The organism is Microbispora sp. H10885 (assembly GCF_014161415.1).
Taxonomy (GTDB): Bacteria; Actinomycetota; Actinomycetes; order Streptosporangiales; family Streptosporangiaceae; genus Microbispora; species Microbispora triticiradicis.
The window spans coordinates 169,289-183,457 of the sequence record NZ_JABBWY010000013.1 but is presented as its reverse complement, the minus strand read 5'-3'; the positions used below and the strand labels follow the sequence as shown (position 1 = coordinate 183,457).

Sequence of the window (14,169 nt, the reverse complement as noted above, 5' to 3'; positions counted from 1 at the left end):
ACGAGAATATGACCTCTCCGCCACTCCACCCCCAGGAGCCCATATGCGCAGCCGCACCCCCTCCGCCCCGTCCGGCGGCGCCTCCCGCCGGTCGTACCGCGGGCTCGCCACCGTCCTGATCCTCGCGCTCATCGTGATCGGAGTGCCGGCCCTGTACGGCGCCTTCCAGGGGTTCGAGCGCACCAGCGGCGGCGAGGTGGCGGTCGTCCGCGACGGCGGCCCGCTGGACGACAACAAGGTCCGCCAGATCATCGACCCCGGCTCCGGGGTCACCTGGATCGGCTGGTGGTCGCAGATGCACCGCTACCCCGCCCAGCAGCGGTTCTACACGATCACCTCCGACAAGGGCCACGGCGAGAGGTCCGGCGTCGACGTGGTGAACGTGCCGAGCGGCGACGGCGTCAACATGGGCATCGAGGGCACGCTCTACTTCGGCCTGAACCTCGACCACGAGACGCTGAAGTCGTTCGACGACAAGTTCGGCACCCGGAAGTTCCGCAGCACCAACGGCGGGACCTACTACCCCTGGCAGGATGACGAGGGCTGGTCGGCGTTCCTCGACCAGATCATCCGGCCGGTGATCGACAACGACCTGCGCACGCAGATCAACAACTTCCGCTGCGCCGAACTCGTCTCCTCCTGCGCCCTCGTGCAGAACAACAGCAGCCAGCAGGGCGGGGGCACGCCGCAGCAGGGCAACAACGCGAACATCGCCAAGATCCAGAACGCGGTCAACACGAGCCTGGCCGAGGACCTCAAGGCGACGCTCGGCGCCGACTACCTCACCGGCATCCACTTCAACCTCTCCCGGGTGACCCTGCCCACAGAGGTCCAGGAGGCGGTGAACCAGGCGCAGGCGGCGTTCGCGAAGGTCACCGAGGCGCAGGCGAAGGTCGCCCAGGCCCGCGCCGAGGCGGACGCCAACAAAGCCCGGCAGGACGGCTACAACAAGTGCCCCACCTGCGCGGAGATCGAGAAGCTCAAGGCCCTGCCCCAGGGCATCACGGTCTACGCGCCGGGCAATACTGGTGGCGTCGCTCTGCCCACCAAGTAGTCTGCCCACCAAGTGACAGGGTCGTGATCCGATGCGCCTGCTGACCCTTCCGGTGACGCTCATCGTGCTCGCCGTGCTCCTCTACCTGCTCTTCGCGGTCGTACGCCGGTCGGGGCCGGCGTCCCGGCGGAGCGTGGGCGGCCCTCCCCGCTGGGAGGCCGACACGGTCATGGAGAACGGCTGGACCCTGATCGTGGTGCGCAAGGTCGCCCCCGGCAGGAACGGCCCGGTGGAACTGACCAGGCAGACGGTCCGCGCCATCGCCGACGACGATCCCGACTGGGACGAGCGCTACCGGGAGGGCATGCTGGAGGCCCGCAACCGCGTCAGCACCCTGGAGATCGAGTCCGGCTGAGGCCCCGCCTCCCGCTCGACGGCCCGAGGCTCCCGCGCGTCACCTTGAGGCGCTGGAGCCTCACCCTCCGTCATATTACCTATTGACTTGGTAGGAATCATCGGCAAAGGTGGGGGTCGACGACGACAGCGATCGAGAAGGGCACCCAGATGAGCGTCACCGACGAACTCCTCGCCAACGCCGAGCGGTACGCCGCCGGGTTCGACAAGGGACACCTGCCGCTGCCGCCCGCCCGGGGCGTGGCGGTCCTCGCCTGCATGGACGCCCGGCTCAACCCGTACGGCCTGCTCGGGCTGAGCGAAGGCGACGCGCACGTGATCCGCAACGCCGGCGGCGTGGTGACGGCCGACGAGCGGCGCAGCCTGGCGATCAGCCAGCGCCTGCTCGGCACCCGGGAGATCATCCTCATCCACCACACCGACTGCGGCATGCTGACCTTCACCGACGACGGCTTCCGGCGGGACATCGAGGCCGAGGTCGGGATCAAGCCCGACTGGGCCGCCGAGGCGTTCCCCGACCTGGACGCGGACGTCATCCAGTCGATCAACAGGATCACGGCCGACCCGTTCATCCCGCACAAGGACTCGGTGCGGGGATTCGTCTACGAGGTCGAGACCGGACGCCTGCGCGAGGTCAAGCCCTGACGCGACCGCCGGCGGTCATGGCCGCGTCCGGGGAGTGACCGCTTCCGGACAGCGCGTGGCCGATCGGTCCGGAGCCGGCCGGGTAGGGATGCAGGGGTCCGCACCTCCTCCCCCGGTAAAGGACGCCCCCCATGAACGCTCCGCTCAGACGCGCGCTCACGATCTGCGCCGCCGCCGTGCTGGTGACCGGCGTCACCGCGGCGCCCGCCGCGGCCCTGGACGCCAACTACACCTGCACGAGCGGCACCCGGTACCTGATGTCCGACCTGCTGGGCTACTACATCTTCGGCAGCGGCTGCACCGGGTCGGGCACCGGGCCCTGGGGAACCGTCACCATCCCGTCCGGGAGCTACTTCTGCCAGAACGTGGGCTACTTCCCGGAGGCCGACTTCCTCAGCGCCCAGCGCTGCTGACAGGGCGGGGCTGACCCGGCGCCCCCGGCGGGCGCCGGTCAGGCGTCGATGGCGTCGCGGTCCACCTCGGCGGCGCTGCCGATGATGAACTCGCGCCGCGGGCCCACGTCGCTGCCCATGAGGAGGCTGAAGATGCGCTCGGCCTCCTCCACGTCCTCGATCCGCACCCGGCGCAGGACGCGGTGGCGGGGGTCCATCGTCGTCTCGGCGAGCTGGTCGGCGTCCATCTCGCCGAGGCCCTTGTAGCGCTGCACCGGGTCCTTCCAGCGCTTGCCGCGCCGCTCCAGGTCGCGCAGGACCTTGTGCAGCTCCGCGTCGCTGTAGGTGTAGACGTACTTGTCCTGACCGCGCCCCGGGTTGGTGACCTCGATGCGGTGCAGCGGCGGCACCGCGGCGAACACCCGCCCGGCCTCGACCATCGGCTTCATGTACCGGTGGAAGAGCGTCAGCAGCAGGCACCGGATGTGCGCGCCGTCCACGTCCGCGTCGGCCATCAGGATGATCTTGCCGTACCGGGCCGACGCGATGTCGAACGAACGCCCGGAGCCCGCGCCCACCACCTGGATGATCGCGGCGCACTCGGCGTTCTTGAGCATGTCGGCGACCGACGCCTTCTGCACGTTGAGGATCTTGCCGCGGATCGGCAGCAGCGCCTGGAACTCCGAGTCGCGGGCCAGCTTCGCGGTGCCCAGCGCGGAGTCGCCCTCCACGATGAACAGCTCGCTGCGGTCCACGTCGTCACTGCGGCAGTCGACCAGCTTGGCGGGCAGCGCCGAGTTCTCCAGGGCCGACTTGCGCCGCTGGTTGTCCCGGTGCTCCCGGGCGGCGATGCGGGCCTTGGCGGCGGCGACGACCTTCTCCAGGACCGCGCGCAGCTGCTGCTTCTGCCCCCGCTTGGGGCTGGCGAACAGCGCCTTGAGCTCACGGGAGACGACGTGGGCGACGATCCGGCTGGCCGCCGAGGTGCCGAGCACCTCCTTGGTCTGGCCCTCGAACTGCGGCTCGGGCACCCGCACGGTGACGACCGCGGTCAGGCCTTCGAGGATGTCCTCCTTGGTGACCGGCTCGTCGCCGTTCTTCAGCAGCCGGGTCTCCCGGAGCTGCTCGTTGACCGTGCGCACCAGCGCCCGCTCGAACCCGGCGACGTGGGTGCCGCCCTTCGGCGTGGCGATCACGTTCACGAAGGAGCGGACGGTCGTGTCGTAGCCCTTGCCCCAGCGGATCGCGACGTCGGCCGTGAGCTCCCGCTCGACCTCCGTCGACGTCATGTGGCCCTGGTCGTCGAGCACGGGGACGGTCTCGTGGAAATGGCCCACGCCCTGCAGCCGCATCACCTCGCACACCGCCTCGTCCCGGGCGAGGAACTCGGTGAACTCGCTGATGCCGCCGTCGAAGCGGAAGGTCTCCTCGGCCGGCTCCTCGCCCCGGCTGTCCCGGACGACGAGGGTGAGCCCCGGCACCAGGAACGCCGTCTGGCGCAGCCGCACGTGGATCTCGTCGAGCGAGACCTCGGCCTCGGGCAGGAAGATCTGGCGGTCGGCCCAGAAGCGCACGCGGGTGCCGGTGAGCGCGCGGGGGGCGGCGCCGCCGTCGCGCAGGCCGGACTTCTTGCGGAACTTCGCCGTGGGGCCGTCGCCGTCGAACAGGCCGGGCACTCCCCGCCGGAAGCTGATCTGGTGGATCCGGCCGTCGCGGTCGACCTCGACGTCGAGGCGCGAGGACAGCGCGTTGACCACCGAGGCGCCCACGCCGTGCAGGCCGCCCGAGGCGCCGTAGGAGCCGCCGCCGAACTTGCCGCCCGCGTGGAGCTTGGTGTAGACCAGCTCGACTCCGGCCAGGCCGGTCTTGGGCTCGACGTCGACGGGGATGCCGCGCCCGTCGTCGCGCACCTCGATCGACCCGTCGCGGTGCAGTTCGACCTCGATCCGGGTGCAGAAGCCGCCCAGCGCCTCGTCGACCGCGTTGTCCACGATCTCCCACAGGCAGTGCATGAGGCCGCGTGTGTCGGTGGAGCCGATGTACATCCCCGGGCGCTTGCGGACGGCCTCGAGGCCTTCGAGCACAGAGAGATGACGGGCGGTGTACCCCGTCTCCGCGCGAACCGCAGTCACACCCAACTCCCACTTATCAATCGAACACGCGTACGCAGCTTAACGCCACTTCTGTTTGTACGCGTACAAGCTTGCCAGGCACAGCGGGTTGACCGGCACTTCGGCTGTGATCCCCGTCACTTCCAGGGGCATTCTGCTCTGGGCGTAGCCGCGCCATGATTGGGAACGCCCGCATCCGGTTAGATGTTGTCCCAAGTGACTGACGCCAACGACCCCGCATCCGTGGGGCGACCCGAAAGGCGATACGTGACTGGAGCTCTCGCCCCCGCCAAGCCGCTGACGGCCCTGGACCGGTGTGACCGGTGCGGTGCTCAGGCCTACATCCGCGCTACCCTGCCCGTGGGCGGGGAGCTGCTGTTCTGCGCCCACCACGGGCGTCAGCACGTGGCTGTACTGCGCGGCAAAGGTGCTGAGATCCAGGACGAGTCGGCCCGACTCTCCGCATCCCCCGCGACCGCCCCTGACGGCGAGCGCTGACCCCCATAGACGGCGTGCCGGAGCAGCACGACGACGACGTCGGCTCGGTGCGCCGTCACCATAGATTCCCAGATTCCCCGTCCGTCTCCATGCCGTACCTGACCTGACCGCGGTGCCCGTCAGGGCCGCACGCGGTAGTGGTAGCGGCCGGCCACGCCGAAGCCCTCCCGCTCGTAGAGCGCGCGGGCCGCGGCGTTGGCCTCCGTCACCACCAGGTAGGCGCTGTCCGCGCCTTGCCGCCGTCCCCAGGCGGCGAGGGCGCGCAGCACGGCTCCGCCCAGCCCGCGCCGCCTGGCGCGCGGCTGGACCGCCATGCAGTAGATCCCCAGCCAGCGGCCCTGCGGCACGCCCCGGCCCACCGCGTTCCTGTCCTCGTTCCCGTCGGCGTCCCCGTCCGAGTCGCCGCCGAGGAGGACGTAGCCGGCGGGCACCCCGGTGACGATCCGCTCGGCCCACACCCGCGCCGGGACGTCCCCGGCGGCGTTGTGCCGCCCGCCGTCCACGCTCCACCAGGTGCGCAGCCACCGCTCGGACGGCGCGCCCGCCACCTCCACCACGCCCTCGTCCGGCGTATCGGCGGACAGCGGCCCGGTCATCACCAGCGTGGGATCCACCAGCCGGTATCCCCGGCGGTCGAGTTCCTCGTCGAGTCCCGGCGTCGCGCCCATGCCCACGGAGAACACGCACGGCAGGCCGGCTCCCGCGTAGAAGCGCTCGGCCCGGTCCACCGCCTCCGGCAGGTCCGCCCGCTCCCCCAGCGGCAGCACCGAGTTGGCCCGCTTCGTCACCCCGCCGGCGTGGCGGTAGACCCAGCTTCCCTCCGCGGCCCGTCCCGGCGCCGGCCACGCCTCGTCCACCAGCAGGTCGAACTGCGCCAGATCCCGACTCACCCGCCGCAGCCTAGCGGCCTCCCTGACCTGCGCTGCTCGCGTTTAGGTCCGACCTGGCGGGCAGAGGGAGCCGGCCTCTGTCCTTCGGCCCCCCAAAGGAGCGGCAGTGTCCCCTTCACGCAGGAGCCGTACCGGCATGGTCGTCCTGCCAGGCGCCCTGGCCGCGGTGCTGGCGGTGGCCGCGTGCGGCGGCGTGGGCTCCGGGAACGGCGCGCCGCCTGGCGGCGGAGCCGCCCTGACGACCATGGGCTTCGGCTTCCCCGACGAGATCGCCACAACCAGGGCCGACGCCTTCAAGAAGGCGCACCCCGAGGTGAAGCTCACCGTCAACCAGGGCCAGTTCGACGAGCAGGCGTTCCTGTCGGCGGTGGCGAGCGGCAACCCGCCGGACGTCGTCTACCTCGACCGCCAGCTCATCGGCACGTACGCCGCCAGGGGCGCGATCCAGCCCTTGGACGACTGTGTGGCCAAGGAGGGCATTCCGATGTCCGACTTCTATCCCGCCGCGCAGCAGCAGGTGAAGCTGAACGGCAAGTGGTACGCCGTGCCGGAGTTCTACACCTCGATCATCCTGCTGGTGAACGACAAGGCCGCCAAGGAGGCGGGGGCCGACCCGGAGAGCATCGACACCTCTGACTGGGACGCCCTGGCCGCGCTGGCGAAGAGGATGAACAAGGTCTCCGGCGGCAAGATCCGGCGCTTCGGCTTCTACCCGAAGCTGCCGGAGTTCCTCCCCCTGTGGGCCAAGGCCAACGGCGCCGACCTGCTGTCGGCGGACGGGAGGACCTCCCGGCTGGACGACCCGAAGGTCGCCGAGGCGCTCGGCTACGCGCAGGGGCTGCTGAAGGACCAGGGCGGCTGGACCAGGCTCAAGGCGTTCACCGACACCTTCGACTACTTCGGCGAGAAGAACCCGATCGCCGAGGACCAGATCGGGATGATGCTCACCGAGCAGTTCCTGGTCACCTCCCTGGCGAGTACCTCCCCCGACGCGAAGATCACCGTGCTGCCGTTCAAGGACAGGCGGGGCAACCCCCTCACCATGGTCGGCGGCAACGGGTGGGTCATTCCCAGGGGGGCGAAGCACCCGGACGTGGCCTGCCAGTGGATCAAGACGATGACCTCGGCCGACACCTGGATCGCGGCGGCGAAGGCGCGGGCGGCCAAGCGGGCGCAGGAGGGCAGGCCCTACCCGGGCACCTTCACCGCCAACGCCAAGGCCGACCAGGCGATCTTCTCGCAGATCGTGAAGCCCAGCGGGCACAAGCCGTACGACGACGCGACCAAGACGATCCTGGACGTGCAGGAAAAGGGGTTCGTCGTCCCGCAGTCACCCGCCGCGGCGGAGTTCCGCACCGCCTGGATCGACGCGGCGACCCGGGTGATGCAGGGTCGCCAGGACGCGAAGGCCGCCCTCTCCCAGGCGCATCAGGAGGCCGTCAAGGCCCTCCAGGCCGCGGCGGGCTGAGCGCATGGCACGCCCGCTGTCCGGACTGGCGCGTCGGGAGGCGCGCTGGGCCTATGTGTTCCTGCTGCCGTGGCTGCTCGGCTTGGTGATCTTCCAGGCCGGACCCATGGTCGCCAGTCTGGTGCTGTCCCTGACCGACTACGACCTGATCTCCAGCCCGCGTTTCGTCGGCCTCGGCAACTACGCCGAGATGCTGGAGGACCCGAAGGTCGCCACGGCCATCGGCAACACGGCCTTCTACACCGTCCTGCACGTGCCGCTGGCCCTGGTGGTCTCTCTCGCGCTCGCGCTGATGCTCAACCGCGTCACCGGCCGGGCCGCCGGGTTCTTCCGCACCGCCTTCTACCTGCCGTCGATGACGCCGTACGTCGCGGTGGGCGTGCTGTTCCTGTTCCTGCTGAACGGCCAGGCGGGACTGGTCAACCAGTTCCTCGGGCTGTTCGGCGTGGACGGACCGCAGTGGACGACCGATCCCGCGTGGGTCAAGCCCGGCGTCGTGCTGATGTCGCTGTGGAACCTCGGCTCGACGACGATCATCCTGTTCGCCGCCCTGCGCAACGTGCCGCGCGACCTGTACGAGGCCGCGATGATCGACGGCGCGGGTCCCTGGCAGCGGTTCCGCTCGGTCACCCTCCCGATGATCAGCTCCGCGCTGTTCTTCGTGGTGATCATCAACACCATCGCGGCACTGCAGATGTTCGACCAGGTCTACACGATGTTCTTCGGCAACCAGACCGCTCAGAACTCCTACGGCGACGCGGCCCTGTTCTACGTCGTCTACCTGTTCCAGCAGGGGTTCCAGTTCCTGCACATGGGCTACGCCGCGGCGCTCGCCTGGCTGCTGTTCGCGATCATCGCGGTCATCACGGTCGTGCAGGTGAAGGTCGGCAACCGGCTCGTCTACTACGAGGCCGAACCCCCGGGAGGGACGCGATGACCACGACGGCGGGCCGTACGCGGGCGGGACGCGCCGGGATCGCGGAACGGGCACGGGAGACGGCCCGCGACGACCGCCCGGGCACCGCCGGCACCCGCGGGGCGTTCTTCCTCGTCATGCTCTCGGCCGCCGCGGCGGTGTTCCTCTACCCGTTCGTGTGGCTGGTCGTGGCATCGCTGAAGCCGCGCGACCGCACGTTCTCCGATCCGTTCGTCCCCTGGCCGAACCCCTTCGCCCCGGAGAACTACGCGAACGTGTGGGACGCCGCGCCCATGCTGGCCTGGCTGTTCAACACCGTGTTCGTGGGAGTCGCGGCGGCCCTCGCCGTGACGGTCTCCAGTGCGTTCGTCGCCTTCGGCTTCGCCTACTTCCGCTTCCCCGGGAGGGGCGTGCTGTTCGGCAGCGTGCTCGCCACGATGATGCTCCCGGGCGCCGTCACGCTCGTGCCGACGTACCTGATCTGGAACACCGTCGGCCTGACCGGCACGCAGGTGCCACTGTGGGCGGGCAACCTGTTCGGCTCGGCGTTCTACATCTTCCTGCTGCGCCAGTTCTTCCTCGGCATCCCGCGCTACGTGTTCGAGGCGGCCAGGGTGGACGGAGCGTCCTACCTCGACCTGTTCCGGCGGATCGCGCTGCCCCTCGGCCGTCCGGCCCTGATCATCGCGTTCATCTTCGAGCTCAAGGCGAGCTGGTTCGATCTGATGAAGCCGCTGATCTACCTCCAGGACCCCGCGCTGTTCACGCTGCCGCGCGGGCTCAAGGCCGTGGTCGACCAGTTCTACCAGGGCGGCGACCCCAAGTGGGAGATCGTCCTGGCCGCCAGTGTGATCACCACTCTGCCGCTGGTCGTCATCTTCTTCGCCGGGCAGCGGTACTTCGTGCAGGGCATCGCCACGACCGGCCAGAAAGGCTAGGTCGTTTCCCCGGGCTCGGCCGGGGCGTAGCCGAGCACGTGCTCGCGGAGCAGGACACCCACCTCGGGGTCGCCCCGCTCGAACGCCTCCACGAGAGGTTCGTGGTCGGCGGCGTTCTCGTGCGGGCGCATCCGGAAGAGGCGGATCGACAGGTGGGTCCACACCTCGATGCCGAGCGACTCCCACACCGACAGCAGCACCGCGTTGCCCGAGGCTTTCACGATCTCCCGGTGGAAGGCGACGCCGTGCCGCACCTGGTCGTGCAGGGAACCGGTGTCCGCCGCGTCGTGCAGGCGGCGCAGATGCGTACGCAGCGACTCCACGCGGGGCGTGCCCAGCCGGACGGCGGTCTCCTCCAGGCCCGCCCGCACCTGGTACACCTCGCGCAGATCGCTCCGGGTGAGCCTGCGGACCCACGCGCCCTTGTTGGGCGCCGACTCGATGAGCCTGAGGGCCTCCAGTTCGCGCAACGCCTCGCGCACCGGCGCCTGGCTGACGCTCAACTCGGCGGCCATGCGCCGCTCGACGAGGCGGTCGCCTGGCTTCCATCGGCCGTTGATCAGGCCGTCGAGCACGGCTTGCCGGATCTGGTCGCGAAGCGGCGACCGCACGACGGGTTCCACGAGACCGATGATAGGCGGCCGGGGGATACATCCTATGATCGATCATAGGGTGTTTAATGGATTCATGGACGCAGACCTGAATCCCCAGGAGACCGCCGAATGGCTCGAATCCCTTGAGGCGGTGCGCCGTGTGGCCGGTCCCGAACGGGCCGACTACCTGCTGAGGCGGCTGGCCACGACCACCCGCTACCTCAACACCGTGCCGACCTCCGAGGAGCCCGTCTACCCGGGCGACCTGGAGCTGGAGGCACGCATCGCCGCGTACGACCGGTGGAACGCCGCAGCGATGATCACCAGGGGAAGCCGGCTGGGGCTCGGCGGCCACCTGGCGACCTACGCCTCGGCCGCCTGGCTGTACGAGGTGGGCTTCAACCACTTCTTCCACGCCGGCCACGACCAGGTCTACTTCCAGGGCCACGCCTCCCCGGGCGTCTACGCCCGGGCCTTCCTGGAGGGCAGGCTGAGCGAGTCCCAGCTCGACCTGTTCAGGCGCGAGCCCGAGGGCGGGCTGCCGTCGTACCCGCATCCCCGGTCCATGCCGGACTTCTGGCAGTTCCCCACCGTCTCCATGGGGCTCGGGCCGCTCAACGCGATCTACCAGGCCAGGTTCAACCGCTATCTGCACAACCGCGGCGTCAAGGACACCTCACGCAGCCACGTGTGGGCCTTCCTGGGCGACGGCGAGATGGACGAGCCGGAGTCCACGGCCGCCCTCACCCTGGCCGCCCGCGAAGGGCTCGACAACCTCACGTTCGTGATCAACTGCAACCTCCAGCGGCTCGACGGGCCGGTGCGGGGCAACACGCGCATAGTGCAGGAGCTGGAGAGCGTCTTCAGGGGCGCGGGCTGGCACGTCGTCAAGGCGCTGTGGGGCCGGGAATGGGACGGGCTGCTGGGCTCGGACGAGCTGGTGGCCCGGCTGGGCGAGGTGCCGGACGGGCAGTTCCAGACGTTCGCCGCCTCGACGGGCTCCTACATCAGGGAGCGGCTGTTCCAGGGACTGGACGTGCCCTACTCGGACGAGGACCTGCGGCGCGTCGTCGGCGGCTCGCGGGCGGGCCACGAGCCTCGCAAGGTGTACGCGGCCTACCGCAGGGCCCTGGACAACCGGGGCGCGCCCACGGTGATCCTCGTGCAGACGGTGAAGGGCTGGACCCTCGGCACGGGGATCGAGGCGCGCAACGCCAACCACCAGATGAAGAAGCTGACCCAGGACGAGTTCCGCGCCCTGCGCGACCGGCTCGGGCTGCCGGTGCCGGACGAGGCCCTCGACGGCGACCTGCCGCCGTACCTGCATCCCGGGCCGGACTCGCCGGAGGCGAGGTACGCCGCCGAGCGGCGCCGCGACCTGGGCGGGCCCGTCCCACGCCGCACGGTCTCCCACGCCCCGCTGCCGGCGCCGGGCGAGACGGCGTTCCGGGCCCTGGAGAAGGGCTCGAAACAGCCGGTGGCGACGACGATGGCCTTCGTCCGCCTCGTCAAGGACCTGATGAAGGAGCCGGAGACGGGACGCCGCTGGGTGCCGATCGTGCCGGACGAGGCCAGGACGTTCGGCATGGAGTCGCTGTTCCCCACGGCCAAGATCTACTCGCCCCTGGGCCAGCGCTACGAGCCCGTGGACCGGGACCTGCTGCTGTCGTACAAGGAGGCGGCCGACGGGCAGATCCTGCTGGAAGGCATCACCGAGGCCGGGTCGATGGCGTCGTTCACGGCCGCGGCCTCCAGCTACGCCACCCACGGCGAGGTCATGATCCCCTTCTACATCTTCTACTCGATGTTCGGCTGGCAGCGCACCGGCGACCAGATGTGGGCGCTGGCCGACCAGCTCGGCCGTGGGTTCCTCGTCGGCGCGACCGCCGGCCGGACCACGATGACCGGGGAGGGCCTGCAGCACGCCGACGGCCACTCGCAGCTCCTCGCCTCCGCCAACCCCGCGTGCCTGGCCTACGATCCCGCCTTCGCGTACGAGGTGGGGACGATCGTGCGTGAGGGGCTCCGGCGCATGTACGGCCCCGACGGCGAGGACGTGTTCTACTACCTGACCGTCTACAACGAGCCGCAGCCCCAGCCTCCGATGCCCGAGGGATCCGAGGAGGGCATCCTCCGGGGCATCTACCGGTACGCCGCCGGCGGCGGTGACGCTCACCTGCTGGCCAGCGGCACCGCGGTCCACTGGGCCATGGACGCACAGCGCCTGCTCCGGGAGGAGTACGGCGTGGGCGTGGACGTGTGGTCCGTCACCTCCTGGAGCGAGCTTCGCCGCGACGCCATGACCACGACGGGTGTGCCCTACATCCGGCAGGCCCTGGCCGGGACCTCGGGGCCGGTGATCGCGGTCAGCGACTGGATGCGCGCGGTGCCGGACCAGATCAGCCCCTGGATCGACCGGCCGTGGACCTCGCTCGGCACCGACGGGTTCGGGCTGTCGGGCACCCGCGAGGCGGTCCGCAGGCATTTCGGGGTGGATCCGCGCTCGATCGCGGAGGCCGTGCTCAAGGCGGTGGAGACCGGGCGGGAGTGAGGGGACCCATCCCTCCGAGACAGTGCCCCGAGCGGGAACCTCTCCGGTGGGGGCGCAGTAAGCTGCGGAATCGTGCTCATCCTGCTGCCTCCGTCGGAGGGGAAGGCCGAGCGGGGGACCTCCCGCGTCCGCCGGCTGAGCTTCCCCGAACTCGCCGGCCCGCGCGAGAAGGTCCTCGACGCCCTCGTGTCGCTCTGCCACACGCCCGAGGCGCGCGACGTGCTGGGCCTGTCGGACGGGCAGGCCGGTGAGATCGAGCGCAACCGGGGGCTCCCCGCGGCGCGCACGCTGCCCGTCGCCGACCTCTACACGGGCGTGCTGTACGACAACCTCGGTCTCGGCACCCTCTCCCCCGAGGCGCGGCGGCGGGCCGACCGGAGGATCGTCGTCTTCTCCGGCCTGTGGGGCCTGCTGCGCCCCTCCGACCGCGTGCCGCCGTACCGGCTGTCCATGGGCGTACGGCTGCCGCCGATGGGCGGTCTGGCCGCGTTCTGGCGGCCGTCGATCAGTGCGGTGCTCGACGCGACGAAGGGCCTGGTGGTGGACATGCGGTCGGCGACGTACGCCGCCGCCTGGCAGCCCGGCGATCGCGGCGTGGCCGTGCGGGTGCTCAGGGAGGCGGCCGGGAAGCGGACGGTCGTCAGCCACATGGCGAAGGCCACACGCGGCGTGGTCGCCCGCTCGCTGGTGGAGACCCCGGACCGGCCGCGTACGGCCGGCGACCTTGCCGACCTGCTGGCGAGTCTGGGGCACCGGGTCGAGCTGGCCGCGCCCGCCGGAGGGAACCGGCCGCGGACCCTCGACGTGATCGTGGACGAGTGAGTCAGAGGTTGAGCCGGGCGCAGGCCCGGCGGTACTGCTGACCGGGATCGCCGAGATGTGACCAGGGCAGGCGGCTGAAGCGGCCGCCGGTCCTGCTGAGGTGCGCGCGTGCCGGACGGCGCAGGTCCGCCAGGAAGAAGGCGGCGCCGAAGGCGTTGTGCGCCTCGATCGACCGGGGATGCGCGCCGCCGAGCCGCCGCTCCGACCAGTGCCCGGCGGCCGAGACGATCTCGCGCTGCGCCTCGAAGGGGAACCATCCTCCCCGGGACATCGGCGTCCGGCCCGCGGCGATGATCTCGAAGTGGGCCAGCGGCACCAGAGCCGGGAGCGGGCTGCCCTCGGGGGCGTGCGCGGCTGCCGAGCGGGCGAAGGCGAGCGTCTCCTGGGCGGAGCCGCCCCAGCCCGGCGACAGGGTGATCAGGCGGGCCACCGCCGCCGAGTAGAGCGACGGCCACCGCCTGGAGCACTCGTGCCAGACCGCGTCCTTGTCGGTCCGCGGCCGGTCCAGCCCGACGGCCAGCCACATCAGGCACTCCCACGGCACCGGGTCACCGGGAGCGAGGGCCGCCGCGGCCAGCAGCGGCTGTCTCGCGCCCTCCATCGCCGACTGGTAGGCGTGCAGCCGGTCCGCCTGCACGGCTCTGGCCCGCACGTCGGGCCGCAGTTCCCAGGCTTCCTCCAGCCGGGTCCGCCCCAGCCACAGCCAGAGGTCGGGGTTGCCCTGGTCGTAGGCGAGCGGCGCCTCGACGGACCGGCTCGCGCCGACGAGGGCGCGCGACAGCGCCTCCACCCGAAGTGACCGTACCTCCGGGTCGCCTCTGCTCGTGGCGAGAGCGGCGATCGCCGGTCCGATGTCTCCCCGCCGGGCGGATTCGACCGCCTCGTCGAGGATGGTGTCCGCCCACGGGCGGTCCGGGATCATTCGTGGCCCCCGAGC

The 14,169-nt window shown here is 70.8% G+C and carries 14 protein-coding genes; 10 read left to right on the top strand and 4 right to left on the bottom strand.

Annotated features, from left to right (window positions below):
• Positions 1 to 43 precede the first annotated feature (43 nt).
• From HHX37_RS30865 to HHX37_RS30850, 4 genes are all read left to right on the top strand, one after another.
• Positions 44 to 1,054 (top strand): SPFH domain-containing protein, encoded by a 1,011-nt coding sequence (locus HHX37_RS30865; protein WP_182876521.1) that lies wholly within the window; start codon positions 44 to 46, stop codon positions 1,052 to 1,054.
• A 31-nt stretch (positions 1,055 to 1,085) separates the two neighbouring features.
• Positions 1,086 to 1,409: a hypothetical protein gene (locus HHX37_RS30860; RefSeq protein ID WP_117410089.1), complete on the top strand. Its 324-nt coding sequence runs from the start codon at positions 1,086 to 1,088 to the stop codon at positions 1,407 to 1,409.
• Positions 1,410 to 1,558: 149 nt separating this feature from the next.
• Positions 1,559 to 2,053, top strand: coding sequence for a beta-class carbonic anhydrase (locus HHX37_RS30855; RefSeq protein ID WP_117410088.1), 495 nt, complete (start codon positions 1,559 to 1,561; stop codon positions 2,051 to 2,053).
• A 131-nt stretch (positions 2,054 to 2,184) separates the two neighbouring features.
• The gene (locus HHX37_RS30850; protein WP_182887690.1) at positions 2,185 to 2,466 is read left to right on the top strand and encodes a hypothetical protein; all 282 of its coding nucleotides are present in this window, start codon (positions 2,185 to 2,187) and stop codon (positions 2,464 to 2,466) included.
• Between the two features lie 38 nt (positions 2,467 to 2,504).
• Here the strand turns inward: HHX37_RS30850 and HHX37_RS30845 are convergent, their stop codons facing one another.
• On the bottom strand, positions 2,505 to 4,577 hold the full coding sequence (locus HHX37_RS30845) for a DNA gyrase/topoisomerase IV subunit B (protein ID WP_182876525.1): 2,073 nt from the start codon (positions 4,575 to 4,577) through the stop codon (positions 2,505 to 2,507).
• 246 nt (positions 4,578 to 4,823) lie between these two features.
• Between HHX37_RS30845 and HHX37_RS30840 the strand changes: the two genes are divergently transcribed.
• Positions 4,824 to 5,054 carry a hypothetical protein gene (locus HHX37_RS30840; protein WP_117410085.1) on the top strand — a complete coding sequence of 77 codons (231 nt, stop codon included), beginning with the start codon at positions 4,824 to 4,826 and terminating at the stop codon, positions 5,052 to 5,054.
• A gap of 119 nt (positions 5,055 to 5,173) precedes the next feature.
• Here the strand turns inward: HHX37_RS30840 and HHX37_RS30835 are convergent, their stop codons facing one another.
• Positions 5,174 to 5,944, bottom strand: coding sequence for a GNAT family N-acetyltransferase (locus HHX37_RS30835; RefSeq protein ID WP_182887689.1), 771 nt, complete (start codon positions 5,942 to 5,944; stop codon positions 5,174 to 5,176).
• Positions 5,945 to 6,080: 136 nt separating this feature from the next.
• Here HHX37_RS30835 and HHX37_RS30830 point away from each other — a divergent pair, with 136 nt between their 5' ends.
• The 3 genes from HHX37_RS30830 to HHX37_RS30820 are packed head-to-tail and all read left to right on the top strand — an operon-like array spanning position 6,081 to position 9,266.
• A complete protein-coding gene (locus HHX37_RS30830; protein WP_182887688.1) occupies positions 6,081 to 7,412 on the top strand; it encodes an extracellular solute-binding protein in 1,332 nt (443 codons plus the stop codon).
• Positions 7,413 to 7,416: 4 nt separating this feature from the next.
• Positions 7,417 to 8,349 (top strand): carbohydrate ABC transporter permease, encoded by a 933-nt coding sequence (locus HHX37_RS30825; protein WP_182887687.1) that lies wholly within the window; start codon positions 7,417 to 7,419, stop codon positions 8,347 to 8,349.
• The gene (locus HHX37_RS30820; protein WP_182882901.1) at positions 8,346 to 9,266 is read left to right on the top strand and encodes a carbohydrate ABC transporter permease; all 921 of its coding nucleotides are present in this window, start codon (positions 8,346 to 8,348) and stop codon (positions 9,264 to 9,266) included. Before HHX37_RS30825 ends, HHX37_RS30820 begins: the two co-directional genes overlap by 4 nt.
• Here the strand turns inward: HHX37_RS30820 and HHX37_RS30815 are convergent.
• Positions 9,263 to 9,889, bottom strand: a complete 627-nt coding sequence (locus HHX37_RS30815; protein WP_310740610.1) for a GntR family transcriptional regulator — start codon at positions 9,887 to 9,889, stop codon at positions 9,263 to 9,265. The two genes, HHX37_RS30820 and HHX37_RS30815, sit on opposite strands and share 4 nt — an antisense overlap.
• 64 nt (positions 9,890 to 9,953) lie before the next feature.
• Between HHX37_RS30815 and aceE the strand changes: the two genes are divergently transcribed.
• A complete protein-coding gene (aceE, locus tag HHX37_RS30810) occupies positions 9,954 to 12,410 on the top strand; it encodes a pyruvate dehydrogenase (acetyl-transferring), homodimeric type (protein ID WP_182887686.1) in 2,457 nt (818 codons plus the stop codon).
• A 72-nt stretch (positions 12,411 to 12,482) separates the two neighbouring features.
• Complete coding sequence (locus HHX37_RS30805; protein ID WP_182887685.1) at positions 12,483 to 13,232, top strand: YaaA family protein; 750 nt, start codon at positions 12,483 to 12,485, stop codon at positions 13,230 to 13,232.
• Position 13,233: 1 nt separating this feature from the next.
• Here HHX37_RS30805 and HHX37_RS30800 read toward each other — a convergent pair whose 3' ends face one another.
• Positions 13,234 to 14,154: a hypothetical protein gene (locus tag HHX37_RS30800; RefSeq protein WP_259403979.1), complete on the bottom strand. Its 921-nt coding sequence runs from the start codon at positions 14,152 to 14,154 to the stop codon at positions 13,234 to 13,236.
• Between the last annotated feature and the right edge of the window lie 15 nt (positions 14,155 to 14,169).

Coding starts and splice junctions, on each gene's coding strand:
- aceE (WP_182887686.1), top strand. CDS start 9,954: ATGGACGCAGACCTGAATCCCCAGGAGACCGCCGAATGGCTCGAATCC.
- HHX37_RS30860 (WP_117410089.1), top strand. CDS start 1,086: ATGCGCCTGCTGACCCTTCCGGTGACGCTCATCGTGCTCGCCGTGCTC.
- HHX37_RS30825 (WP_182887687.1), top strand. CDS start 7,417: ATGGCACGCCCGCTGTCCGGACTGGCGCGTCGGGAGGCGCGCTGGGCC.
- HHX37_RS30850 (WP_182887690.1), top strand. CDS start 2,185: ATGAACGCTCCGCTCAGACGCGCGCTCACGATCTGCGCCGCCGCCGTG.
- HHX37_RS30800 (WP_259403979.1), bottom strand. CDS start 14,154: ATGATCCCGGACCGCCCGTGGGCGGACACCATCCTCGACGAGGCGGTC.
- HHX37_RS30830 (WP_182887688.1), top strand. CDS start 6,081: ATGGTCGTCCTGCCAGGCGCCCTGGCCGCGGTGCTGGCGGTGGCCGCG.
- HHX37_RS30865 (WP_182876521.1), top strand. CDS start 44: ATGCGCAGCCGCACCCCCTCCGCCCCGTCCGGCGGCGCCTCCCGCCGG.
- HHX37_RS30820 (WP_182882901.1), top strand. CDS start 8,346: ATGACCACGACGGCGGGCCGTACGCGGGCGGGACGCGCCGGGATCGCG.
- HHX37_RS30855 (WP_117410088.1), top strand. CDS start 1,559: ATGAGCGTCACCGACGAACTCCTCGCCAACGCCGAGCGGTACGCCGCC.